Origin of the sequence: Aureibaculum luteum, from assembly GCF_003449015.1 — a bacterium.
Taxonomy (GTDB): Bacteria; Bacteroidota; Bacteroidia; order Flavobacteriales; family Flavobacteriaceae; genus Aureibaculum; species Aureibaculum luteum.
In genome coordinates this window covers 1-26128 of the sequence record NZ_QRGD01000009.1, presented here as the reverse complement: position 1 = coordinate 26128, position 26128 = coordinate 1, and the positions used below count along the sequence as shown (strand labels likewise).

The following is a 26128-nucleotide window of genomic DNA, read 5'->3' as shown; positions in this document are numbered from 1 at the left end:
ACCTAAATTATAAAAACATTTAAAATGAGACAACTCTTACTATTATTACTAGCTCTATCACTATTTTCTTGCAACGAAGAAAACAAAAATCCCAAAATTGACTGGATTCATGTTGAGAGCGGGACTTTTACACAAGGTAAAAACCAATATGTAATTAATTCAAGTTTTGATACCATAAAGGGGTTTACCAGTCCCAATAGAGAAGTGAAATTAAGTAGCTTTTATATCAGTAAATATGAAATAACAGTAAAACAGTTTAAAGAGTTCTGTAAACAAACCAATAGGGAAATGCCAAAACGGCCCATCAAAACTGCATATGCTGAAAAGATAAATACTGACGATTGGGTTGATGAACACCCAATGCTGGCAACATGGGAAGAAGCTGATGCTTTTGCAATTTGGGCAGGTGGAAGACTACCCACTGAAGCAGAATGGGAATTTGCCGCAAAAGGAGGAAATAAAAGTCAAGGATATACATATAGCGGAAGTAATGATGCCCGCGAAGTAGGTTGGGTTGGTGAAAATTCTGACAGTACGTTTCATAAAGTTGGTCAATTGAAACCAAACGAATTAGGTATTTATGATATGACTGGTAATATTAGCGAATGGGTTTCAGATTGGTACAACCCTGAATTGGATGAGCTAAATTCAGTTGAAAACCCGAAGGGCCCAGAAATTGGTAGAGACAGCATGAAAATATCAAAAGGAGTAAGTTGGTTTTATGATGCTGTAGATGCAAAAACCAATACACCTTTGCCTTTTGGTATTCATATGCCCGAAGTGCGATATCAATCTCCAATACTAACTAGAAACGACGGTTTTGGGTTTAGAATTACTAAAGATTAGTAACTGTTCTCGATACACCATAAAACTGTGGCACTCGAACTGACCCCGTTTTTATTTTGAATTTGTACTACCAACAAACTTCTTTACCAATAAACTCAGGGTTTTTCCTGCTTTTTTTGCTACATCCTGAACTTCTTCATGAGAAACGGCAACCACCTGACCTTCTACTCCTAAATCAGTAACGATAGAAACACCAAGGCAATTCATCCCCATATGTTTGGCAACAATTACTTCAGGTACGGTGCTCATACCAACAGCATCAGCTCCCATTAATTTTACCATTTTATATTCTGCTGGTGTTTCAAAGGTTGGACCTTGTAATCCTAAATAAACACCTTCTTGTAAGGTGATGTTTTCTTTTAAAGCAACCTCTTTAAGCTTCGCTATCATTTTTAAACTATAAGCTTCATGCATATCTACAAAGCGTTGACCAAAACGATCATCATTCTGTCCTCGTAAAGGATGCTCTGGCATCATATTTATATGATCTTTGATAATCATTATATCACCTACTTTATAATTGGAGTTCACACCTCCAGAGGCATTTGAAAGTATTAAGTTTTCAATACCCAAATATTTCAATACTCGAATTGGAAAAACGACCTCTTGCATAGACCAACCTTCATAATAATGAAATCTTCCTTGCATGGCAATTACCTTTTTACCTGCCAAGGTTCCATAAATTAAAAATCCAGAGTGCCCAGGTGTTGTAGATCTAGAAAAATGAGGAATTTCTGAATATGACAGTTTTTGTTCAACTGATATACTATCAACCAAACCTCCCAATCCCGAACCTAAAACAATTCCGAAATCTGCATTTAAAAATCCTTTTTCCTTTAAAAAACTAACTGTTTCTTGTACTTTGTTCCACATAATCTGTAATAATCCTATTAAAATCTCCTTGATGCTCTATAAAACGGGTTTCAATGGGTAAGTAATACACCTCAAATTTGGTGTCTATAAAGCTCCTGACATAATCTTTTTCAGTAGTTAAAATTATTTTCTTATCCGATTGAATACCTTCAAACGTAGTGCTTATTTTTTCAATATCCTTCTCTGTAAAATTGTAATGATCTGCAAACCTTAAGTGCTGAACATTAACCTTTTTCAAATTCAAAAAATCAAGTAACGGTTCCGTTTTCGCAATCCCCGTAACTAATAACACCTTGTACAAAGATAAAGTATCTAAAGTAATTGTAGTCGTTTTTGAAATGATAGTCTCGCTATATTTAATCCTAGAAAAAAAAACCGTTTGATGAACCTCTGCTTTTAATTTTTTAGTGATTTCGAATTGTTCCTTTTCATTTAATTCAGAGGGACATTTGGTAACCACAATCAATTTTGCACGTTCTGCCCCACTCACCTTTTCTCTTAGATTACCCGTGGGTAACATTTTATCATCAACATACAAATCATTATATGGGGTAAGTAAAACATTTAAACCAGCTTCTACTTTTCTGTGCTGAAAAGCATCATCTAATAAAATAACCTCAGGCTTATCTACTAATTGAGTTAACTGTTGAATACCATTTACTCTATCTGCATCTACTGCAACAATAACCTCTGAGAATTTCTTATAATACTGTATTGGCTCGTCTCCTATTTCAGATGCAGTACTTTTTGTACTTGCTATGATAAATCCCTTCGTACTTCTTTTATACCCTCTACTTAAGATAGCAACCTTATACTTATCTTGTAATAGTCTTACTAAATATTCTACTTGAGGTGTTTTTCCTGTTCCTCCAACACTTAAATTCCCAACTACAATCGTCGGAATATCAAACTGTGTTGATTTTAGAATTCCTTTATCATAAAAAACATTTCTTGCGGATGTAATCTCCCCGTATAATAAAGAAAAAGGATATAATATTTTTCGCAAGAAACTCATAGGTGATAAATACTAATTAATAGCCAACGTTTTCAACAATTTCTAAACCATAACCAATAATTCCTACTCGTTTCTTAATTTGATCATCATTTGATATTATTCTTAATTTAGAAATACCTATATCATGTAGAATTTGTGCACCAATACCAAAATCTTTAGTATCTGGTTTAATTTTTGGTACTCTAGTTGTATTGTCTTCTTGTATATCTTTAATCATGTTAAGCCTACTTAACAAGTTAAAAGATTGATTTTCTTGGTTTATAAAAACAATTGCCCCTTTACCTTCATCATTAATCATTTTAAACATGCGACTAAACATATCATCTGGCTTACTCGTTAATAATCTAATAATATCATTATTAATTAATGTTGAGTTTACGCGAACCAAAACGGGCTCATTTTCACCCCAATTTCCTTTCGTTAAAGCCAAATGCACCTGACTATTTGTAGTTTGTTTATAAGCTCTAAGTCTGAATTCTCCAAAGCGTGTTTTTAAAGGGAAATCTTCTACTTTTTCTATTAAAGAATCGTGAAGCATTCTATAGGCAACTAAATCTTCAATTGAAATAATTTTTAAATCAAATTTCTTGGCAACTTTCAATAATTGAGGCAATCTTGCCATTGACCCGTCTTCATTTAAAATTTCAACGAGTATACCAGCCGGTTTTAAGCCTGCTAACCTTGCCAAATCCACAGCAGCTTCTGTATGTCCAGTTCTTCTTAAAACCCCTCCATTTTTAGCTCTTAACGGAAAAATATGCCCTGGTCTGCCTAAATCGTGTGGTTTTATATCGTCTTTAACTAAAGCTTTTATGGTTTTCGCTCTATCATGCACAGAAATACCAGTTGTACAACCATCTCCAATTAAGTCAACTGAAACTGTAAATGGCGTTTGATGCAAAACCGTATTGTCCTGAACCATCATCTCTAAACCCAACTCCTCACATCTGCTACCAATAATTGGTGCACAAATTAACCCTCTTCCTTCGGCGGACATAAAGTTAATCATTTCAGGAGTAACCATTTCTGCAGCCGCAATAAAATCACCTTCATTTTCACGATCTTCATCATCAACTACGATGACTACCTTTCCTTTTTTTATATCAGCAATTGCTTCCTTTATGGTATTCAATTGTACTTTATTTACTTGTGTTGAAATCATCACTTAATTACTTTTTTATCTTTACTATTAAAGAGGTTTTTAAAAAATTTGGTAATTGGGTTTAAAAAAGTATCTAAATTAAAGATACCTTTTTCTTTGGTAGCTCTTATCATCAAGAAAATACCAAAGGGTAATAAAATAATTGTAGCCATCCAACCTCCTAATGAAGCTGTTACCGTACTGGCCCACGCCATATTTCTACCTAACGTAGAAATAAAGAAATAAATAACAAATATTAAAATTGCCATAATCATTGGAAACCCAAATCCTCCTTTTCGGATAATTGAACCTAAGGGAGCTCCAATAAAAAACAACACTAAACAAGCGAAAGAAAATGCCAATCTTCTATGGTATTCAGTATCATAGACATTTAAAAATTTACGTTTGTTTTTTAATACAGAATTAAACCCGTCAATATCATCTAATGTATTTTTAGAAAGTTCAACAGCATTGTTTAATAACTGACCTTTGCCCTTATCATCAAAATTTTCTAAAATATTTTTATTAATTTTAGAAAAATCAGTGGTGTCTTTATCTTTACTTTTAATACCAGCCCTAACCAAAAATATTTTTGCTTTAGAGGCTATATAATCATCAAAGGGCACTTTCAGCGAGTCAGAATAATAATTGAGCTGTTTTAAACTCAGCATTTCCCTATCTTGTTTATAATCTTTAGAGTCAACATTGCTCATATCCTCTATATCTATATTAATTAGAGCTTCTTTAAAAGTTGTTTTTGTACCTGGTAATGCTGCCCCATTTTTATAATCTGGCCTCTTTTCTGGCAATTCTTCGTAACGATGTCCATTTTTTAAAATAAGCGTCATATACTTACTTCCTTTCTCTGTTGTAATTTCTCCTGTTTCTGCAGTAATTATTTTTACATTGGGCTGATTTTGATCCAAATCAGTATAAATGAGAACATTTTTAAGGAGGTTATCATCTTTACCATATTTTTCGTCAAACTTGATACTGTACCCTGGAATTTCATCATTAAAAGTACCTGGTATTAAGGCAAGTGCAGGTTCCGTTTTTTTTAAATCGGACAACATATTTTTAAATTTAAATGCTGCCCTTGGAAAGGCATAGTTTAAAAATAAAAAATTTAAACCACTTAATAATACCATAAGAATTACGAGAGGTCTAATAAAACGTTGTAAAGAAATACCAGCAGATTTAACAGCTGCAAATTCATAATTTTCTGCTAACGACCCTAAAGCCATAATCGAAGAAAGCAAAATAGCAATGGGTAATGCCAGTGGAATCTGCATTTGAGCTATATAGCCCAAAAACTGTATAATATGCCCAACACCAATACCTTTTCCAGCAATTTTATCGAACTGTAACCAAAGTACTTGCATTACAAGTACAAACAGTATGATAAAAAAGGTTGCTAAAAAAGGTACTAAAAAACTTTTTAGTATGTATCTGTTTAAGATTTTCATGCGTTTTAATCTTTTTAATTAATTCAAATTTAGTTAATTAAAAAATTGAGAACGCATGTAACCGCTACGCTCTCGCACTAAAAATTTTAAACATTTTACTTTTTTAAAGTAATTTTTAAAATTTCTTAATCCTCGTTTCACATAAAATGTTTTAATGAAATACAAAAGTAAAGCTTAATTCGGAATAACATAGGCGAAACATTGGAGTACTTATAAACTTATATAAATTCCAATTTATTACGAACTATAAGCAATGAAAAATTCCAGTTCAATCTAGTTACGAAATAACCTTATAGATCATTTATAATATAATTTTCATATTTAGATTTATCAAAAGTGAAAAGTGTTTTTGATATTGCTTGATCCGTTTTAAATTCAGAAACCGTTAGTGTAGTAACCGTTCCGTTATTACCTGTTTCAATCAATTTATAAATATGATTTGTATTAATATCAACACCTAATAAGATCTGCTTTATATCAGAATTACTATCAATCGGTATTAATTTTATATACTGTATTTTTCTACCACTTAAGTCTTGAATGATGTCCCATTTGTAATTGAATCCTTTTTTATAGAATGTGAAAAATTTTGAAGGTGTAATTGTGCCTTCTTCATTATCTTCAGCATCAGAAATGTTAACCTCTTCATCTTCCGTAATAATAGTATAGGTTTTTTTACCATCAAAAAACTGATTTGTACCTAAGAAATTAACATTGTACAAATCTCCTTTCATAGTCACATCACCTCTTGTTTCTTGATGTACCTTTTCTTTTGTATTGTCTAGGTTATACTTAAACTGAATATAAATATTTTCATATTTACTTATTTTATTAGAAACATCATCTAATAACTTTTTTGCTTTTGCATCATCTTGTGCAAACGCAAATGAAATACTTAAAATTAATATAACGGTTGTAATTATCTTTCTCATTTTATTATAATCTTATCTATTTAAATCTTTTTTTACAGCCTAAAGTCCTTTTTCATCCTTTAATAATTGCTCTAGAGCTAAAATATCTGCCACTAAAACTTGTCTCGCTTTACTTCCTTCAAATTTACCTACAATACCTGCGGCCTCTAATTGATCTATGATTCGCCCAGCTCTATTGTAACCTAATTTCAATTTTCTTTGTAATAAAGAAGCTGAACCTTGTTGTGCATTTACAATTACATGACAGGCATCTTCAAACAGTTCATCTCTATCTGACATGTCTATATCAATACCTGTGCCACTTTCTTCACCAACATACTCAGGTAACATATGTGCACTAGCATATGCTCTTTGCGAACCTATAAAATCCGTTATTCTATCTACTTCTGGAGTATCAACAAAAGCACATTGCAACCTTGTTACCTCATTCCCTGTTGAAATTAACATATCACCTTTACCAATTAACTGATCTGCTCCTTGTGCATCTAAAATGGTTCTAGAATCAATTTTAGAAGTTACTCTAAAGGCCACCCTTACCGGGAAATTCGCCTTAATAATACCTGTAATAACATTTACTGATGGTCGTTGCGTTGCCACTATTAAATGAATACCAACTGCCCTTGCCAACTGTGCCAAACGAGCAATAGGTGTTTCAACCTCTTTACCTGCCGTCATAATTAAATCTGCAAACTCATCAATTACTAATACAATATAAGGTAAGAAAGCATGTCCGTTTTCGGGATTTAATTTTCTTGTCTTAAACTTTACGTTATATTCTTTTATATTTCTTACATATGCATCCTTAAGCATATCGTAGCGATTATCCATCTCAATACACAATGAATTCAATGTGTGTATAACTTTGGTTGTATCTGTAATAATCGCATCTTCACTGTCTGGTAATTTGGCTAAATAATGACGCTCAATTTTATTAAATAGGGTCAGTTCTACTTTTTTGGGATCTACCAATACAAACTTAACCTCTGCTGGATGTTTTTTATAAAGCAAAGAAGTTAACACCGCATTTAAACCAACTGATTTACCTTGACCTGTAGCTCCTGCCATTAGCAAGTGAGGCATTTTAGCTAAATCTATTACAAAAGTTTCATTCGAAATTGTTTTACCTAACGCCAACGGCAATTCCATCTTAGAAGTTTGAAATTTCTGCGTTGATAATACTGATTTCATCGATACAATAGTCGAATTTTTATTTGGCACCTCAATTCCTATCGTTCCTTTACCAGGAATTGGTGCAACAATACGAATACCCAGAGCCGCCAATGACAAAGCAATGTCATCTTCTAAATTTTTAATTTTAGAAATTCTTACTCCAGCTTCTGGAACAATTTCATATAATGTAACTGTCGGCCCAATAGTGGCTTTAATATTTGCAATACCAATTTTATAATTATTTAAAGTCTCAACAATTTTATCCTTGTTGGCTTCAAGTTCTTCTTGGTCAATCGTTATATTCTCATTGCCATAGTCCTTTAATAAGTCTAGGCTGGGGAATTTAAATTCAGAAAGTTCTAAAGTTGGATCGAACTCACCAAAGTCATCAACTAATTTATTGGAAAGACTTTCCACAAGATGATCTTCTTCAAACGTTTTTTCAACTTCAATCTTCACTTCTTCATGAACAGTAGGTGTAACTTCCAACTTATTTGGTGTTACTTTTACCTCTTCCTTAACCACTACTTTAGGTTCTTGTTTTTGAACAGGTTCTACTTTCTTTTTAGCTACTTTTAATTCTAATTCTGAAATTGGTTTTTCCGGAATAGTTTCTGCTATATAGCCTTCATCTGTTATATCATCAATACCAACACTTTTAGAAGATTTTGTCATCCTTTTAGGAAGATTAGCTTTTAAACTTTCTGGTGTTACTTTAAATTTAGATATCACATAGGCCAAGGCTGTAAAAAGTAAAATTAAGAAAATACCAATTTTACCAATAAAATCTATGAGATAGTCGTTAATCTCAAAACCGATAACACCTGATAACAAAGCATTTTTCGGAAAAAAGAATCCTACTGCAACCGTCAACCAAATCATAAAAACAACGCCCCAAAACCATGCCGTTCTCATGGCCTTAAACGAAATATTAAATAAGATATAAAGCCCAGAGAAAAACAATAAAAAAGGAATAATAAATGCGGAAACACCAAAGCCTTTATAAATAAAAAAGTGACTCATATTTGCCCCAATCTTTCCTAATAAGTTTTTGGTCTCTGCCAATCGATCAGAAAATAAATGCAATTGACTTTGATCTGCCTTCCAAGTATTAAAGAATGATAAAAAAGATACTAATAAGAAGATACCAAATAGTGCTAAAAAAATTCCAAAAACAAGATGTGTCTGTTTACTCTTTAAAAAACTAACAATTCCGTTCTTTTTCTTGGTCTTTGATGCTGTTTTAGTTGTTGTCTTTTTCTTTTTTGCCATTTGTAGTTAAATAGTCAGTAATCTTTGATTTTAAGCACATTAACTTAAACAAAATTTGCTTGAGCTAATTGAGCGACAAAAGTACACAAAATAATAGAGTTATTAATTTTGTTACGAAAGTTTAAGAAAATTTTGGAATATAAATTATTAAACCAATAATAACGGCAATAATTGCAGCAAAGGTTGCTGCTCCAGCAGAAATATCTTTTATAAACCCTATCCTTTTATGGTAGTCTGGATGTATAAAATCTGAAAGCTTTTCAATACCTGTATTTAAGGACTCTGCAACTAAAACCATTCCAATAGCCAACAATTGAAACATCCATTCAGTAGCAGAAATTTGCATTACAAAACCAAAAATGGTTATTAGTATTGCAATAGAAAACTGCACCATTATACTATGCTCTGTAGTAATTAGTAAAACGGCCCCCCTTAGAGCAAATTTCAAACTTCTCAGCCTGCCCTTTAAAAAACTATCGTTCGGATTTTTCATTTAATTAATATTTCTACATCAATCAAAAGTTTCGCCTACACACAAAGAATCTACTACTTTTTATGTGTAGGCGAAAATTATTTTTTAAACTAATAATTCAAACTATTAGCTATGTAAAGCTTCTAATGCCGCCTTATAATTTGGTTCGTCAACTATTTCTGGTACTTGCTCTTCATATATTACCTTACCTGATGCATCTAAAATAATAACGGCTCTTGAATGTAAATGAGCTAAAGGTCCATCAGAAATTGTTAATCCATAATCCTTACCAAAATCACCTGTGGCAAAATCGGACAAATTAATTACATTTTCAATTCCTTCAGCACCACAGAATCGTGCTTGTGCAAAAGGTAAATCTCTTGAAATACATAAAACTTTTGTATTCTTTAGTTCTGATGCTTCCTTATTAAAATGTCTTACTGAAGCTGCACATGTGCCTGTATCAACGCTTGGAAAAATATTTAATATTACGTTAGAACCTTTATAATCTGATAAGGTAGATTCTGAAAGATCCGTTTTTACCAACTTAAAATCAGGAGCTTGTGCTCCAACTTTTGGTAATTCACCTGTTGTGTGTATACTATTTCCTTTTAAAGTTATTGCTGCCATAATTATTGTTTTATCTTTTTCCAAAAATACATTAAAAATTAAATAATTTTGACGTTTCCTAAGGTTTTAAATGACATTACTACAAGTATTAATTAATTTTTAACAAAATCACATACTATTTTTATCTACTTTTGACAACTAATGTAACCGAAAACCTAATCTTCGGTATAACTATTGATATATAGTAGCAATGTATTTAAATCGTTTTATACAACCTCTCTTTTGCCTGATCCTATTAATAGGAAGTGGCTATCAATTAATTGCACAACTAGATTCTGTTCCAAGAAAAACAATCCTTTTAATAAATGATAATCAAAAAGTATTAAAAACAATCGATTTATCTATTTTAGACACTTCTGAAAAAGAATCCATTTTTAATGTAGAAAAAAAGCCTTATTTACTGGGGTTCAAGTCAAATGTTGATAAATATTTTAACCCACCTGAAATTTCAAAGAAAAAAGTCTCTAATTTTATGACTAGTTCTGGACTAGATGAAGATGAAGATGACATACTCACAAAAAAATACTTTAACGGAAAAGATGTTAGTAATGTAAAACGTTCTAGCGACTTTAGTTTAGGAACGTTACATAGTAGTTCTAATACGGTGAGAATTGAAGTGAGAGACCATAGTCTTGTTGACGGAGATAGAATACGTGTTTTCTTAAATGAGAAAATGTTAAAATCTAGTATAAGTTTAAAGGGACTCTATTACATTATAAATATAGACCTTATAAAAGGTTATAATCGGATAGACATTGAAGCCCTTAATGAAGGTTTTTCTGGTCCAAATACGGCAGAAATTAGAATCTTCGACGAAAAAGGATATTTGCTTTCTGAAAAAGATTGGAATATTAGAATGGGACAAATAGCAACGTTAGGTGTTGTAAAAGAATAATAAATATTGTACACCTATGGAACTATGATTATAAAGAATACAATATAAATTATTAAATAACCTAACCAATTATTTATTAATATAACATTTAAAATAAACCTAGGTCATGACCGAAAAGCACCAACTATTAACCGACCAGCAATTTGAACAGCAATTCGAAAATTGTACTTTACCTCCAGTACTTGTAACCTATGAAGCCCATTTAAGATTGGCATATATTCATGTAAAAAAACATGGTATAAAAAAGGCCGCAATTACTCTTTACTCGCAACTCACTGCTTTTAACACTAATTTTGGTAACATTCTAATTATTAGCAAAGCATCTATTAAATCTTTTGTCAAATTAATTAGCTATTTTATATCAAAAGCAGCCACTACTAGTTTTAGAGAATTGATGTTAGAGTTTCCAGATTTAAAAACACATTTCCTCACTTTATTAGGTCAACCTAATCAAACAGAAAATAACTTCGAAGAAACAGAAACTAGGAATGATATAGTTGGATTTAGTTCTTTGTAATTGTACTAATTATTAGATTAACTTGAAACTAATTTACAAATCGCTTAGTTACCTTTTTAAATCATCTACAAAAGAGGAGTGTCATAAAATATTAATAAATTCTAATTTTTATTATGAAGGTTTGTCGCAGAACAAGAAAGAAACCTTTCTTGTTAGAACCTTAATTTTTCGCTTTAGAACCAATTTCGATTCTAAACCTGATTTTATATTGACGCAAAAAATGAAAACCATTATTTCAAGTGCTTTTGCTCAAATAACATTTGGATTAAACATGCACACCTTATCCAAATTCAATCATGTATTTGTTACACCTTCATCATATGCTTATAAGCATAATAATGTACTTTTAGATGGCGATGTAAACTTGCGTACAAAACGCGTTAACATGTCATGGCCTACCGTTAAAAAAGGGTTTGAAATAAATGATGATGCATTAAATTTGGCCATTCATGAATTTGGACATTGTTTGATTTTTGAAAATACTGCAAGATCCTATTTGAGTAGAATTTTTAAAGAAAGTGCTTTTGAAAAATGGAAAAAGCATGCTCATTTAAAGTATCTGAAAATAAAAAATAAAGAAAATGTTGTTTTAAGAGATTATGCCGGAAGTAATTTAATTGAACTCTTCTCTGTTTCATTAGAAACATTTTTTGAAAAACCGCATCATTTTTATGATAATGAACCTGAGTTATTTTTAAGTATGGTTATATTGTTAAACCAAGACCCTAGAAATAAACCAAACCCATTAGAATTAAAATAATAGTATAGCTACTCACATTTATTGATAGCTCATATTCTTTATAACCATTTATTTACACTATCTGAGAGTGCATTGCGTTATTTAAAAACGTAACAAGAAGGTTACTAATAAATGAAAAGTATTTCCAATTTTATTTTCAATATTTCTTCAAAAAAATTAGCCATTTTAGTGGTAATACTTCCTTTGGTATTAATGATTCTACACACAACGCTTTCAGTAACAAATCAAAATATAGAGACTTCTGGTAACACTATTAAAAATTTTATTTCAACGTTAACTTCGACCATTAATTATCTCTTTTTAATTCCCGTTTTAATTATAATAATTTGGTTAAAAGGTGCAGTACAGTCTGTAGGTCAAAAAGATTTAGGTATTCCTTTTAAATGGTTTCGTATTGCATATCTGTTTTTCTTTTTTTATCTAATTTTTAATATCGGCTTATCTTCCGTACCAATAATAAAAGAAGAATTAAGCTATGTTTTTTATGCTCTTTCGGAGTGGGTTAATAGTGTAGGACTCTTAATTTCTTATCCAATAATTTGCCATTTTACCGCAAGAGCAATCTATATTAAAAAAGATAATGACACACCAACAATTACAAAAACCATAGGCTATACCCTATTGCTTATATTTTTACCGATCATCATTCCTTTTGCTCACAATTACTTTAGCTCTATAAGATCAGAAAACCGTCAATTAGTTCTAATTTATTTAATTGCACTAGGTATTTTAACACTATTGGCAATTTCGGTTTTTGTGCTCGCTATTTTAGGATTAGGATAAGCCTTATCTGATTTATAATCCTTAAAAGAATCCGTTAATTTTTCACAGGATAGTAATACAGCTTCTATTGAGCCATCTACGGAACTAGCAGCTATTTTATTTTTATTTAACTTTTTCAATTCGTCTTTTGAAAACTTTTTTTTATCATTTTTACGTTGAATAAGCTCATTAAAAGAATGATTCAATTGTTCTAAATTTGAATAATAAACTGTAGTATTATGATTGAATTGCTTCAGGTCAGATTGCTTTAACTCTGTTAACTTGTTAAAATTAGATTCAATTTTGTATTGTAAACCTGCTAATTTTTCTACTTTTAAATCATTATAAGTACTAGAACTAAGAAGGGTGTTTAAATTATCCACATCCTTTTTCCCTACTATTGCTAAATATTCAACTTCTAATCCTGCTTTATTCAAGGAGTATAAATATTCGTTTTCTAAACTTTGAGCTATTTTTTCGCTTTTTATTCTTAAAATACTATCTGCTTTTTTAAATTTAGAATAGATGTCTATAGTTAGTTTATGCAATACACCTGCCTGATTATATTTATCTTTTTTATATTCCTTCTTAGTATAATAAGACTTACAGCTATTAATGGTTACCGCAAAGGCTCTTGCATTTATTTTATAGGATCTAATTAAAGGATTTAGCTCTTTCAAAACGGGTAATGTGATGGCACTATCTAAAAGCTTTAAAGAATGTATTTGAGAATCGTCAATTTGAGAAAATTTAACAATTGTATCTAATTCCATTTTATCCGGGTTACTACCAAACAAACTGATATAATCATTATAAACTTCAAAAGCTCTAACCGAATAATTAGTAAAGCTTTTATCAATAGAAGCAATTTTTATTAATTTTTGATCATAAGCTGATGGTTTCTGTACAGAAATGTTATTTACCTGATTATTCAAATTTTCATCAATGTTATTATTACAAGCATAAAATACAATTGAAAAAAGTGAGAGTACAATTATTCTTTTTAGTATCATGGTATAGTCTTTATCGTTTAAATGATTTCAATCACAAAACTAAAGGAGCTAACTCTACATAACACCCCTGTATTTAGGGTTTTTATGATAAGGTAATCCGTAAGATCAAATTACCAAAGAATAAAAAAACGTTTCTTAAAAGCAAAAAACCCAAAGCAAAATACTTTGGGTTTTTATTATTTATTTTACAATAATAAAATTAGCTTTAAAAGCTTATTCTATTTATATGATCAATTATAAATGAATCACTTCATCATATGCATCAGCCACAGCTTCCATAACAGCTTCACTCATTGTTGGGTGAGGATGAATAGTTTTTAACACTTCATGACCTGTAGTCTCTAATTTTCTACCCAAAACAGCCTCAGCGATCATATCTGTAACACCTGCTCCAATCATATGACAACCTAACCATTCTCCATACTTCGCATCAAAGATTACTTTTACAAATCCTTCAGGGTTTCCAGAGGCCTGAGCTTTACCTGATGCAGAAAAAGGAAACTTACCAACTTTTAATTCGTAACCCGCTTCTTTAGCCTGAGCCTCAGTCATTCCAACAGAAGCAATTTCAGGAGTAGCATACGTACAACCTGGAACATTTCCATAATCTATGGCTTCGGGATTTAATCCAGCAATTTTCTCAACACAAGTAATACCTTCTGCAGAAGCTACGTGAGCTAAAGCTGGACCATGAACCACATCACCAATAGCATAATAACCTGGTAAATTGGTTTGGTAAAAATCATTTACTATAATTTTATCTTTGTCCGTAGCAATACCAACATCTTCTAAACCTATGTTTTCAATATTCGTTTTTATTCCAACAGCTGATAAAATAATATCTGCTTCTAATACTTCTTCGCCTTTTTTAGTTTTAACAAACGCTTTTACTCCACTACCTGAAGTATCAACCTTAGTAACACTACTTTCAGTCATTACTTTTATACCTGACTTTTTGAAAGAACGTCCAAATTGCTTAGAAACTTCTTCGTCTTCTAAAGGCACTAAATTCGGTAAATATTCAACTATGGTTACTTCAGTTCCCATTGAATGATAGAAATAAGCAAACTCAACACCAATTGCCCCAGAACCTACAACAATCATTTTTTTAGGTTGTTTTGGTAAAGTCATTGCTTCTCTATAACCAATAACTTTTTTACCATCAATAGGTAAAAATGGTAATTGACGAGAACGAGCACCCGTTGCCACTATAATATGATCAGCTGAATACTCAGTAACTTTATCATTAGTATCAGTAACATCAACTTTTTTTCCAGCTTTAATTTTTCCAAATCCTTCAATTACGTCAATCTTATTTTTTTTCATTAAGAATTGAACCCCCTTACTCATACCATCAGCAACATTACGACTCCTTTGAATTACCGCAGAAAAGTCCTTATCTATTTCTTTGGCTTTTAAACCATAAGCATCCACATGTTTTAAATACTCATATACTTGAGCACTTTTTAATAGAGCTTTGGTTGGTATACAACCCCAGTTAAGGCAAATTCCACCTAATTTTTCTTTTTCAACAATAGCAACTTTAAAACCTAATTGAGATGCTCTAATTGCAGTTACATATCCTCCAGGTCCGCTTCCTATGATAATTACGTCGTATTTCATTTTGTAATATTTATCTTTTTATTCTTAAATCTTTATAACAGATACTTTATTTAAAAAACTCGATTACAAATTTAATCAAATTTTATTGCTTTTACAGGGTTAATCTTACTAACTATATAAGATGGAATTAACAACATTAGCAAACATAAAATTAATGTACTAATGTTAAGTATTAAGACCATATTAACACTGATATAAACTGGAGCCTCATTTACATAGTAATTTTCAGGGTTTAGTTTAATAAAGCCAAAATATTTTTGACTTAATAATAGGCCTATACCAATAATATTACCCCAAAATAATCCTTTTACTATTAGATATGAGGCGTTATATAAAAATATTTTACGAATACTCCAATTAGAACTCCCTAAAGATTTTAAAATACCAATCATTTGTGTGCGTTCTAAAATTAATACAAGCAACGCCGTAATCATATTAATACCCGCTATCAATATCATGATTATAATTATGACAATAATATTTGTATCAAGAAGATCTAGCCATTCAAAAATAGGTGCATACTTTTCAGAAATGGTTTGTGCATTGAGTGTAGACCCCACTTGATTATAAACTTCTGTCCCTTTTTCTTCTAATTGATCAAAATCATCTAATATCACTTCAAATCCTCCAATTTGATCTGCTTCCCACTTGTTTAACCGTTGTACAGTTTTGATGTCTCCAATAATAAAATTTTCATCAAATTCCTTATACCCTGAATTATAAATACCCACAACTGTTGGTACTCTTCTATTGGGTGGAGAACCGTCATCTTTTATAAAAAATAAGTTAAACTTATCATTCAATTTCAGATTCAGTCTTTCGGAGATAAATTTAGATATTAAAACATCATTAGATGTTTTATCTGTAATATTTAATAGATGTCCTTCTACTAAATAGGTTTTGAAAAATGACCAATCAAAATCAGTATTTACACCTTTATAAATTACACCTTCAAAATTTGATTCCGTTCTAATTATTCCTGCCTTGGTTGCAAAACTCTGAACGTTTTTTATTCCTTCAACATTTTTAAATTCGGGATAGAAATCTTGATTTATAGAAATTGGGCTTACAGTAATTTGAGAATTATTATCCTCGTAATTCGCAATTTGAATATGACCATTAAAACCAGATATTTTTTCTTTAATCTTTTTTTGAAGACCAACAGTAGTGGCAATAGAAATTAGCATGATAATAATTCCTAAAGCAATTGCCGTTATAGCAATTTTTATAATTGATGAAGATATACTACTTTTATGCTGTTTACCAGTAATAATTCTTTTAGCTAAAAATAACTCGTAGTTCAAACCTTATGATAAATTTCAATTTCAAAAATACGTATTTCTTTTGGGTTTCTATTTTGGTTTTCACATTGATTTCATGTAAAGATAAATCGGCAAGTGAAAATACAATAAATAACACCCAAATTAGTCAAAATACAGTACATGACAGCTTGTCACTATCAGATATTGCTAGCGATATAATAATTTCTACACCAGTAAATTATCTAAGTTCAATTAAACAAAAACGTATAGGGATTGTAGGTAATCACACGAGTGTAGTGAAAAATAAAAAAAATGATTTTACGCATCTTGTTGACACCTTAATTTCTTTAAATATTGATATTAAAAAAGTATTTGCACCTGAACATGGCTTCAGAGGTAAAGCAGATGCTGGTGAAAAAATTGCCGATGGTAAAGATCCTATTACAGGCTTACCAACAATATCATTATATGGTAAAAATAAAAAACCATCTTATGAACAGTTAAAAGATTTAGATATTATAATTTTTGATATACAAGATGTGGGTACAAGATTCTATACATATATATCAACTTTACACTATGTGATGGAGGCTTGTGCTGAAGCTAATATTCCTGTAATAGTAATTGATCGCCCAAACCCGAATGGGCATTATATTGACGGACCAATGAGAGAGGAAAAATATAAGAGTTTTGTAGGTATGCATCCTGTACCTATTGTGTATGGAATGACAATAGGTGAATATGCACAAATGATAAATGGTGAAAAATGGCTAGAAAATGATGTAAAATGTGACTTAACGGTGATGCCTTTAAAAAATTATACACATCAAACACCATATAGTCTCCCTATTAAACCCTCACCAAACCTTCCTAATGACACATCAATAAATTTATATCCTAGTCTATGTTTTTTTGAGGGTACTGAAATAAGTGCTGGTAGAGGTACTGAAATGCAATTCCAAATATTTGGAGCTCCATTTTTACCAAAGGCAAATTTCACTTTTAAACCGCAATCAAATGAAGGTGCTAAAAACCCTAAATTTAAAGGTGAGTTGTGTTATGGAAAAGATTTAAGAACTGTCAAAAAGTTAAATTCTATTAATTTGGAATGGCTTATTGAAACCTATAATAAAAGTAAGGATAAGGAGAATTTTTTCAACAGCTTTATGCCTAAACTAGCAGGCACAAAAAAAATGCAACAACAAATTGAACAAGGATTAACTTCAAATGAGATTAAAAAAACTTGGCAAGCAGATATTGAAAACTTTAAAAAAATAAGATTAAAATATTTAATTTATAATTAATGAAGAAGTTACTTTTTGTAATAACAATCCTAGCATATAATTTTTGTACCGCACAATCAGCTCCTCCAAAACGATCTTTACCACCTCCTTCTAATTACCAAAAGGAGAGTGACTCTGCTAGTGCTATAGCACTTCGATTTTTACAAAAAGAGAAAATTCCTGGTTTAGCCATAGCCGTTTCTAAAAATGATGGTATCATTTATTCAATCGGTTTGGGATATGGAGATCTAGAAAAACAATCTAAAGTTGATCCTGCAAAAACACAATTTCGAATTGCGAGTATCTCTAAATCACTAACTGCTTTGGCTTTGGCTAAACTAGTAGAAGACGGGAAACTAAATTTTAATACAAGTATTTATGCATATTTACCTAATTATCCTAAAAAGAAATATGATTTTACAGTAAAACAAGTTGCCGGTCACATTGCAGGAATTAGGCATTATAAAGGAAAAGAGTTTCTACTAAACAAAAAAATGAATATTACTGAAGGCCTAAGTATATTCAAAAACGATCCTTTATTATTTAAACCAGGTACAGATTATAAATACAGTACTTATGGATGGAATTTATTGAGTGAAGTAGTTCAAAAAACTGCCAATCAACCTTTTTCTATTTATATGAAAAATGAAGTTTTTGAACCCTTAAAAATGAATAATACAGTTTTAGAAATAGCAGATTCAATTGTACCTCATAAAACTCAATTTTACAAAAAAACCAATGCTGGTGATATAATTATTGGCCCTGTGGTTAATAATGAATTTAAAGCTGCTGGGGGTGGCTTTCTATCAACAGTAAATGACCTAATTCTATTTGGTAATGAAATTATCAACCCCACATTAGTAAACAATAAAATTGTAACTGAATTGGTAACATCACAAGTAATAAATGATGGTAAAAAAACCAATTACGGTATTGGATTTGCTACAAATACTACAAAAAAAGAAACGCATCGCTATTCCCATTCTGGCGGAGGTATTGGAGCCTCTTCCCTCCTATTAATGTATCCAGAAGAAAAAGTAGTTATCGTTATTTTATCAAACTTATCTAACGCTAAAATAAAGGAATTGGGGAATCAATTAGAACAGATATTTCTAAAATAATCGTAAAGATTATTTCGTGGGTGTAAAATTACTATATAAATATGTGATTTCATCGTCAGCCATATTTTCTACATAATCTATAGAAATACTTTTTGGAAATCCAAATTGCTCATCGTATACTACATCAAAATAATATACTGTTTTTACATCAAATTGTTCTATAAAATCAAAAGCTTCATCAATTGTTTTAGCACCATCAAAAACCATTTGGTAGGTTTGCCCCTTATACAGTTTAGAATCATCGTAATAAACAGTGTCTTTTTCGTTACTAGTCACTTTAGTTGTCCATTCTAACAATCCACCACAAAAACAGGAGGTATTCTCTTGAATGGTATAATCTTTAAATTGGAGCTTTTCCCATTTGGCTTTGGCTATTTCAAAATCACTAATAGCTGCTTCATCATCAGTATCACATGAATTAAATGAAACTAATAAAACCAATAAAAAAAATGCTTTGCGTACCATAGTAATGAATTGATACTATTAAGATGTTAAAAAGAAATATGGTTGCGTAAGAAAATTCCTAACAAATCTTATAATGGTAATTTTACCTTCAATTTTTCAATAATATTATATACAGCGGGACAAATTTCAGTGTTTTTTAAGGTAAGATTTGTTAACTGAATAAACTTTTTTCTGTTCGTATGTGGATATTCACTGCACGCCTTAGGTCTCACGTCATATATCGTACACGTATTATCACTTTCATCCAAAAAAGTACATGGTGCTTGCTTTAGTATCATAAAATCATCCTCATCTTTTTCTAAATAAGTTGAAATGAAATTAATTTCCTTCATTCTAAAATGTTTAGAAATTCTAGATATATCCTTATTCGTAAAAATTGGACTTGTTGTTTTACAACAATTTGCACATGTTAAGCAATCAAATTTTTCAAATTCATCATCATGCGACTCCTGCATTGTCAAATCTAACTTCTTAGGAGTTTTTTTTCGGAGTTTTGCAAAATACTTCGTTGTCTCCGTTTTTTTCTCTTTACATAACTCTGCTAAATTTTCTGGTGTTGCTCTCATCCTTATTTAAACCAAAGCGTAATTCCCTTAATTTTTGCTAAATCAGGTATTTGCTCCAATTTAATTTTTTGAGTACCAAAATCTTTTACACCTAACTCTTTTTTATCAATAGTAATGGTAGCATTTAGTTCATCTACAAATAAAACAGCTGTACTAAAGGTAGATTGCACCTTATTCACAGTATAATTATCTACAATATCTTTAAAAACTCCCTTTACACCTAATCCTTTAGTCGTCTTATAGGTTTTATCATAAATTTGGATATTCTCAATAGTTGAAGAGGAGTCTTGCTCTGTTTTAGGAACAATGGTTAATAAATGATCTCCTTCCTTACTATATACTAAATATTCATCATAAGATGCTTCAGCAACGTTGTCTTTACCTAAATGTGATACAATTGAATCGTTTTTAAATATTGATTCTAACTCCTGTATTTGAGTCATCCCTGTTATTTTACCTACTTGCTCTTTAGCTATAGTATAATTTGTTTCTTCTTTACATTGAATCATGGTTAACGACACAACACAAATTAATAGTACTAACTTTTTCATAAAATTTTATTTATTTCATTGCTTTTTTTAATATTCCCAAAACACCTCTCATAAATGTAGCACTCGTCAACAATTTAACAATAGGATTCATTCTTGTGCTACTTCTTGTTGAAGTTTTACGACTTGTTTTAGATTTTGCTTCTTTCTCTTTTACTTCTAATTCCTCCGCTCTCTCAATTTTTTCTCCTAATAATTCATAAGCACTTTCTCTATCTATTTCCTCGTTATACTTTTTTGCAATTTTAGATTGAGCAATTAATTCTTTCAACTCTTTATCTGTTAAAACATCCATCCTACTCATAGGAGCTCTTAACATTGTTCTTGCTAATGGAGTGGGAATGCCTTTCTCATTTAAACAAGATACTAACGCCTCTCCAATACCCAATTGAGTCAGTACTTCAGCGGTATCATAATAGTCAGAATCAGGATAGTTTTCTGCTGTGAGTTTTATCGCTTTTCTATCATTTGCAGTAAAAGCCCGCAATGCATGTTGTATTTTCAAACCTAATTGCGACAAAACATCTGAAGGAACGTCTTTAGGGTTTTGAGTCACAAAATAAATACCAACACCTTTAGATCGGATTAATTTTACAATACTCTCAATTTGATTCAATAATGCTTTTGATGCTTCATTAAATATTAGGTGAGCCTCATCAATAAAAAGTACTAATTCAGGTCTTCCAGAATCTCCTTGCTCAGGAAAAGTATCATAAATTTCGGCTAATAACTGCAACATAAAAGTTGAAAACAACTTTGGTTTATCTTGAATGTCCGTTAATCTTAAAACAGAAATCATTCCTTTGCCATTATCATCAACCCTTGTTAGATCACTAACCTCAAATGAACGTTCTCCAAAAAATAATTCTCCACCTTGCTGTTCAATTTCTACAACTTTCCGCAGAATAGAACCCGTTGAAGATGTTGAAATTCGTCCATACTCACTTTCTAATTCCTTCTTGCCTTCTTGTGTTGCGTATTGTAATACCTTTTTAAAATCCTTTAAATCTAATAACGGCAATTTATTATCATCACAATATTTAAAGAGTATAGCAACTATACCACTCTGAGTTTCTGATAAATCCAAAATTCTTGATAATAAAACAGGACCAAATTCTGAAACTGTAGCTCTCAATCGCGTACCATCTTGCTCAGATAAAGTTAAAATTTCAACAGGAAATCCTCTTGCTTCAAACGGCAAACCAATTTTAGTATGACGTTCATCAATTTTAGCATGCCCAGGACTTGCCTTCGCCAAACCACTTAAATCACCTTTTACATCCATCAATAAAACAGGAATTCCCTTTTCAGATAGATTTTCAGCTAAAACTTGCAGCGTCTTTGTTTTACCTGTTCCAGTTGCCCCAGCAATTAAACCATGTCGATTTAATGTTTTTAATGGGATGTTTACAAAAGCTTCAGTAACCGTTTCTTCGCCTAACATTGCAGAACCTAAAGTTATATATTCTCCTTTCGCTTTATATCCTTCGTTTATATAATTAAAGAATTCATCTTTTTTGCTCATAATTTTTCAGTGTCATTTGAGACTATAAAAGTAAGATTAAAAAATTAAAGTGAGAATCCAAATACTAAAATTATAGCATTATTAACACAATCCGACTATCTTTGCAACATGATAGATGATAAAACGCAACAATTATTAAATAAAGGTGAAATTCTACCATTAATGGAAGAGTTCTATACCATACAAGGAGAAGGCTACCATACAGGTACAGCAGCTTATTTCATTAGAGTTGGAGGTTGCGATGTTGGGTGTCATTGGTGCGATGTAAAAGAAAGTTGGAATGCAGATTTACATCCTGCTACAATGACAAATCTAATAGTTCAAAACGCAAAAAAATATAGCGACACCATAGTTGTTACAGGAGGGGAACCTCTGATGTATAACATGGATTATTTAACAGAACACCTTCAATCAGAAGGATTAAAAACTCACATTGAAACTTCAGGTGCATACACCTTAACAGGAAAATGGGATTGGATTTGCCTCTCGCCTAAAAAAAATAAATTACCATTACAAGAAGTTTATGATAGAGCGAACGAGCTAAAAGTAATTATTTATAATAAAAATGACTTCCAGTTTGCAGAAGAACAAGCTAGCAAAGTTGGTAATGATTGTGTTTTATTTTTACAACCAGAATGGAGCAATCAAGAAAAAATGACACCTATGATTGTTGATTATGTTATGAGTAATCCAAAATGGAAAATTTCATTACAAACACATAAATATTTAAATATCCCTTAAGAGAGTGTAAGGATTGTATTGTTTTTTCGACAATTACGTAATATGCTACGAAATATTTTAAACATATTACTCGTAATAATAGTTTGGTCTTGTCAAGATAATTCTCCAGTTAGTGATGAATTTGAAATAACTGAACAAGAAGAGTGGACTATAAACAATAATAATATTACTGGAGGTAAAGGTCTTTTTGACTTAATGAATACCCCAAATTTTAAATCTGTCAATGAAATTAGTGATTTAAACGACAGCTCAAAAGTCGCACTTATAAGCTTTAAAAAGGAAGTTCGTGTTTATCCTTATTATTATACAAATCATTTTGAAATCATAAATGATTTTTTCGACGATCACTATATCGCTGTATCTTTTTGTCCATTAACAAAAAGTGCCATTTGTTTTAATAGAAAAATTAACGATAAGATTTACAACTTAATAGCTTCTGGTTATTTATACAAAGATAACATGGTTCCATCTGACGAAAATTTGACAATGTATTGGTCTCAAATGCTTATGAAAGGGATAAAAGGAGAATTTGCTGATAAATCCTTGGATAATTTTAATTTAATAGAAACCCATTGGAAACTTGTAAAAGATTATTTTCCTGATGCCAAAGTTTTCAACCACAATATAAAAAACAAATCTATTTTTAAAAAAAGAGCTGAATCAATCTTGGGAAATGCAGATTTTACATATGGTATTTTCAATAAAAAAATTGATGAAGAAATTGAACTTTTCAAATATGAAAATTTCTCTATTGGAATACAATCGGTAAGCACTACATTAAACCAACGGTCCGCAATTATTATAGGGAGTAAAAGCATGAAGTTTTTCACTTCATATTATGAACCTCAAAATGTTACATTATCACTTTTGAAAGAAGATAAATTCCCAAATATCATTACTGATTCTAAAGAAAATATTTATAATATTTTTGGATACGCAGTATCAGGTCCCGATGCTGGAACGCAATTAGAATCTCCTAAAGCTTATATAGCTCAAAACTGGGCATGGAAAGATTTCTTTACTATTCTCAATATTAATGATTAACTATCTAAAGTTGCAAGTCTAATATTTACTAAGGACAATATTCTCTCAAATTGTTCTTTTAACCCCATATCACTATTATCAAATTCAATAGCATCCTCTGCTTGAATAAGTGGAGAATCTTTACGGGTAGAGTCAATATGATCTCTCTGTTGAACGTTTTGTAAAACTTCTTCAAAACTGACTTTATCTCCTTTATCTAATAATTCTTTATAGCGTCTAGTTGCACGTTTTTCTGCAGAAGCAGTCATAAACAACTTTAATTCAGCTTCAGGAAAAACAACAGTACCAATATCTCTACCATCCATTACAAGTCCTTTATCCTTCCCCATTTCTTGTTGTTGTTCAACTAACTTTCTACGTACTGCTGAAATCGCAGCAACTTTACTTACCATACGAGAAACTTCCATAGTCCTAATTTCTTTCTCTATATTTTTATCATTCAAATACATCTCTGAAAATTTCAGTTTTTCGTTGTACTTAAATTTCAGGCTAATTTCTTTAAGATTTTTAATTAACTCTTCCTCTTTTAAAAAATCAGCACTTACATAATTATGTTGCATTGCATAAAAAGTTACAGCCCTATACATAGCTCCTGTATCAACATAAGCATATCCTAATTGTTTAGACAATTGCTTGGCTATAGTACTTTTACCTGTAGATGAAAACCCATCTATAGCAATAATTATTTTTTTTGACATTACTTATTAAAATTTTTCTTGGCTAAATTAATATTCAAGGTAAATGTATTTGTATTCGTTACCGGATGGTATTTCGTAAAAGCATAATTAAACTTTAATCTACCTAATTGTAAACCGAACCCAGCCGATAGTCCAGCAAAAGTTCTACTTTCTGTTAATCGTAATTCCTTACCTCTCCTAAAGCTATAGCCTAAACGCAAATTAAAGACCTTGTCAGGAAAAAGTTCTGCTCCTACCACTACATGCCTAAAAGCATTATCTAAAAATGAAATATTATCATTTGAAGTTTCTCCGTCTATACTCGTTTGACTATCAGATGGATTCCTTACAGCCACATTCCACTTTTGTAAATTATCAAGAGTGACATGCCATTGTAATGGAACATTAGTCAATCTATAAGATGCACCCACAGCAATTTCTAAAGGTAAAGTTTCTCTTTCCTCATCAAAAACATTAATCTGATAACCAATATTCCTTATAACTCCTGATATTATAAATGGTTTATTATCATTAAAATAAGTTAAGCCAAAATCAACGGCTATTCCATTTGATGTATAATTTTGAATACTAGAACTGATATATTTTAGATTAGCACCAGCGTGAAAATTACTTTTAGGAATTCTATAAGCATAGCCAACTGACAAAGCAAGATCTTTTGCCTTAAAAGTTCCAGTTTCTTGACCATACTCATCTGCACCGATAAACGTTCCATAATTTACATAGGTAACTCCGGCATGTAATGTACCTATTCGTCTATTAATTAAATGAGCAAATGTTGCTGAACCATAATTAATATCAGCCAAAAAATCAACATAACTAACAGAAGCCTGATTGTCTATTTCTTTGTTTATAGTTGATGGATTCCACAAAGGTTGATTAACATCATCATATAACGTTAATACTTCACCACCTAAGGCAGCCTGTCGTGCTGACGTACTAACATTTAAAAAATTAAATACGTTTTCACCTCCCACTTGTGCAAAAGTGAAGTTTGAAATAGATAAAATCGCTATGATTAAAATATGTTTCATTAGGTTTCACAAAGAAACTAGAAAAATGGGTTATAATGTAATTATTTAATAATATTTTCAATTTTAGCAAAAAAAATTCTCATTATGTTATAATGAGAATTTTAATAATTTTCATTTATTTAAAATGAATATCTTCTTCTATTTGTCCAAATTTTTCGCTTCGCAATAGTATTTGTTATAACAATTGCAGTTATATTCTTTCCGTTCTTTTCTTTAATCGCTTTCATCTGTCTCTATTTATTTTTGTTTTACTATGGTTTTGTTTTACTAATGCTTATTTAAATTAAGCTGATTATTCTCAAAAAAATACCTACCATTTAAAATGATAGGTTATATAAAAAAGTTACAATATTAGTGAGTCTAAATAACCCAATTAAAATCATAAAAAAACCTTCATTAAATTAATAATGAAGGTTTAAAAGAAAGGCGACGACATACTCTCCCACCTAGTGGCAGT

At 30.8% G+C, this 26128-nt stretch carries 26 protein-coding genes; 9 read left to right on the top strand and 17 right to left on the bottom strand.

Features of this window, described 5'->3' with window-relative positions; translation table 11 throughout:
- Positions 1-24 precede the first annotated feature (24 nt).
- Positions 25-846 (top strand): formylglycine-generating enzyme family protein, encoded by an 822-nt coding sequence (locus D3P13_RS18045; protein WP_117884304.1) that lies wholly within the window; start codon positions 25-27, stop codon positions 844-846.
- A gap of 51 nt (positions 847-897) precedes the next feature.
- Here the strand turns inward: D3P13_RS18045 and D3P13_RS18040 are convergent, their stop codons facing one another.
- From D3P13_RS18040 to tpx, 8 genes are all read right to left on the bottom strand, one after another.
- Positions 898-1719 carry a purine-nucleoside phosphorylase gene (locus D3P13_RS18040; RefSeq protein WP_117884302.1) on the bottom strand — a complete coding sequence of 274 codons (822 nt, stop codon included), beginning with the start codon at positions 1717-1719 and terminating at the stop codon, positions 898-900.
- On the bottom strand, positions 1691-2734 hold the full coding sequence (lpxK, locus tag D3P13_RS18035; protein WP_117884300.1) for a tetraacyldisaccharide 4'-kinase: 1044 nt from the start codon (positions 2732-2734) through the stop codon (positions 1691-1693). The genes D3P13_RS18040 and lpxK overlap by 29 nt, the downstream gene beginning before the upstream one ends.
- 16 nt (positions 2735-2750) lie before the next feature.
- Positions 2751-3896, bottom strand: coding sequence for a 3,4-dihydroxy-2-butanone-4-phosphate synthase (gene ribB / locus D3P13_RS18030; RefSeq protein ID WP_117884298.1), 1146 nt, complete (start codon positions 3894-3896; stop codon positions 2751-2753).
- Positions 3896-5341 carry an LptF/LptG family permease gene (locus tag D3P13_RS18025; protein ID WP_117884296.1) on the bottom strand — a complete coding sequence of 482 codons (1446 nt, stop codon included), beginning with the start codon at positions 5339-5341 and terminating at the stop codon, positions 3896-3898. The genes ribB and D3P13_RS18025 overlap by 1 nt, the downstream gene beginning before the upstream one ends.
- Positions 5342-5631: 290 nt before the next feature.
- Positions 5632-6273 (bottom strand): LolA family protein, encoded by a 642-nt coding sequence (locus tag D3P13_RS18020; RefSeq protein WP_117884294.1) that lies wholly within the window; start codon positions 6271-6273, stop codon positions 5632-5634.
- Between the two features lie 39 nt (positions 6274-6312).
- Entirely contained in the window at positions 6313-8715 is a 2403-nt protein-coding gene (locus D3P13_RS18015) for a DNA translocase FtsK (RefSeq protein ID WP_117884292.1), read from the bottom strand.
- Positions 8716-8836: 121 nt separating this feature from the next.
- Positions 8837-9208 carry a diacylglycerol kinase gene (locus D3P13_RS18010; protein WP_117884290.1) on the bottom strand — a complete coding sequence of 124 codons (372 nt, stop codon included), beginning with the start codon at positions 9206-9208 and terminating at the stop codon, positions 8837-8839.
- Positions 9209-9313: 105 nt separating this feature from the next.
- Positions 9314-9817 carry a thiol peroxidase gene (tpx, locus tag D3P13_RS18005; RefSeq protein WP_117884288.1) on the bottom strand — a complete coding sequence of 168 codons (504 nt, stop codon included), beginning with the start codon at positions 9815-9817 and terminating at the stop codon, positions 9314-9316.
- A 190-nt stretch (positions 9818-10007) separates the two neighbouring features.
- Here tpx and D3P13_RS18000 point away from each other — a divergent pair, with 190 nt between their 5' ends.
- The 4 genes from D3P13_RS18000 (at position 10008) to D3P13_RS17985 (ending at position 12772) form a co-directional block, all read left to right on the top strand.
- A complete protein-coding gene (locus D3P13_RS18000) occupies positions 10008-10712 on the top strand; it encodes a hypothetical protein (protein WP_117884286.1) in 705 nt (234 codons plus the stop codon).
- 106 nt (positions 10713-10818) lie between these two features.
- Complete coding sequence (locus D3P13_RS17995) at positions 10819-11229, top strand: hypothetical protein (protein WP_117884284.1); 411 nt, start codon at positions 10819-10821, stop codon at positions 11227-11229.
- 22 nt (positions 11230-11251) lie between these two features.
- Positions 11252-11989, top strand: coding sequence for a zinc-dependent peptidase (locus D3P13_RS17990; RefSeq protein ID WP_232829238.1), 738 nt, complete (start codon positions 11252-11254; stop codon positions 11987-11989).
- Between the two features lie 111 nt (positions 11990-12100).
- On the top strand, positions 12101-12772 hold the full coding sequence (locus D3P13_RS17985) for a hypothetical protein (protein WP_117884282.1): 672 nt from the start codon (positions 12101-12103) through the stop codon (positions 12770-12772).
- On the opposite strand, the gene D3P13_RS17980 is transcribed toward D3P13_RS17985, so the two are convergent.
- The 3 genes from D3P13_RS17980 to D3P13_RS17970 form a co-directional block, all read right to left on the bottom strand.
- A complete protein-coding gene (locus D3P13_RS17980) occupies positions 12697-13764 on the bottom strand; it encodes a DUF3829 domain-containing protein (protein ID WP_117884280.1) in 1068 nt (355 codons plus the stop codon). The genes D3P13_RS17985 and D3P13_RS17980 overlap by 76 nt on opposite strands.
- A 234-nt stretch (positions 13765-13998) precedes the next feature.
- Positions 13999-15387, bottom strand: coding sequence for a dihydrolipoyl dehydrogenase (lpdA, locus tag D3P13_RS17975; protein ID WP_117884278.1), 1389 nt, complete (start codon positions 15385-15387; stop codon positions 13999-14001).
- A 71-nt stretch (positions 15388-15458) separates the two neighbouring features.
- Positions 15459-16691 (bottom strand): ABC transporter permease, encoded by a 1233-nt coding sequence (locus D3P13_RS17970; RefSeq protein WP_117884276.1) that lies wholly within the window; start codon positions 16689-16691, stop codon positions 15459-15461.
- A gap of 5 nt (positions 16692-16696) precedes the next feature.
- Here D3P13_RS17970 and D3P13_RS17965 point away from each other — a divergent pair, with 5 nt between their 5' ends.
- Positions 16697-17953 carry an exo-beta-N-acetylmuramidase NamZ family protein gene (locus D3P13_RS17965; protein ID WP_117884273.1) on the top strand — a complete coding sequence of 419 codons (1257 nt, stop codon included), beginning with the start codon at positions 16697-16699 and terminating at the stop codon, positions 17951-17953.
- On the top strand, positions 17953-19053 hold the full coding sequence (locus D3P13_RS17960) for a serine hydrolase domain-containing protein (protein ID WP_117884272.1): 1101 nt from the start codon (positions 17953-17955) through the stop codon (positions 19051-19053). The genes D3P13_RS17965 and D3P13_RS17960 overlap by 1 nt, the downstream gene beginning before the upstream one ends.
- A 9-nt stretch (positions 19054-19062) precedes the next feature.
- On the opposite strand, the gene D3P13_RS17955 is transcribed toward D3P13_RS17960, so the two are convergent.
- From D3P13_RS17955 to D3P13_RS17940, 4 genes are all read right to left on the bottom strand, one after another.
- Entirely contained in the window at positions 19063-19518 is a 456-nt protein-coding gene (locus tag D3P13_RS17955; protein WP_117884271.1) for a DUF6174 domain-containing protein, read from the bottom strand.
- A 68-nt stretch (positions 19519-19586) separates the two neighbouring features.
- Positions 19587-20084, bottom strand: coding sequence for a YkgJ family cysteine cluster protein (locus tag D3P13_RS17950; protein WP_117884270.1), 498 nt, complete (start codon positions 20082-20084; stop codon positions 19587-19589).
- Between the two features lie 2 nt (positions 20085-20086).
- Positions 20087-20635 (bottom strand): hypothetical protein, encoded by a 549-nt coding sequence (locus tag D3P13_RS17945; protein ID WP_232829237.1) that lies wholly within the window; start codon positions 20633-20635, stop codon positions 20087-20089.
- Between the two features lie 10 nt (positions 20636-20645).
- On the bottom strand, positions 20646-22157 hold the full coding sequence (locus tag D3P13_RS17940; RefSeq protein WP_117884268.1) for a helicase HerA-like domain-containing protein: 1512 nt from the start codon (positions 22155-22157) through the stop codon (positions 20646-20648).
- 108 nt (positions 22158-22265) lie between these two features.
- Between D3P13_RS17940 and D3P13_RS17935 the strand changes: the two genes are divergently transcribed.
- Together D3P13_RS17935 and D3P13_RS17930 are read left to right on the top strand one after the other, a co-directional pair.
- Positions 22266-22898 carry a 7-carboxy-7-deazaguanine synthase QueE gene (locus tag D3P13_RS17935; protein WP_198680062.1) on the top strand — a complete coding sequence of 211 codons (633 nt, stop codon included), beginning with the start codon at positions 22266-22268 and terminating at the stop codon, positions 22896-22898.
- Between the two features lie 42 nt (positions 22899-22940).
- Positions 22941-23942 carry a DUF3179 domain-containing (seleno)protein gene (locus D3P13_RS17930; protein WP_117884267.1) on the top strand — a complete coding sequence of 334 codons (1002 nt, stop codon included), beginning with the start codon at positions 22941-22943 and terminating at the stop codon, positions 23940-23942.
- On the opposite strand, the gene cmk is transcribed toward D3P13_RS17930, so the two are convergent.
- Both cmk and porQ read right to left on the bottom strand, forming a co-directional pair.
- On the bottom strand, positions 23939-24640 hold the full coding sequence (gene cmk / locus D3P13_RS17925; protein WP_117884266.1) for a (d)CMP kinase: 702 nt from the start codon (positions 24638-24640) through the stop codon (positions 23939-23941). The genes D3P13_RS17930 and cmk overlap by 4 nt on opposite strands.
- The gene (gene porQ / locus D3P13_RS17920; protein ID WP_117884265.1) at positions 24640-25671 is read right to left on the bottom strand and encodes a type IX secretion system protein PorQ; all 1032 of its coding nucleotides are present in this window, start codon (positions 25669-25671) and stop codon (positions 24640-24642) included. The genes cmk and porQ overlap by 1 nt, the downstream gene beginning before the upstream one ends.
- Between the last annotated feature and the right edge of the window lie 457 nt (positions 25672-26128).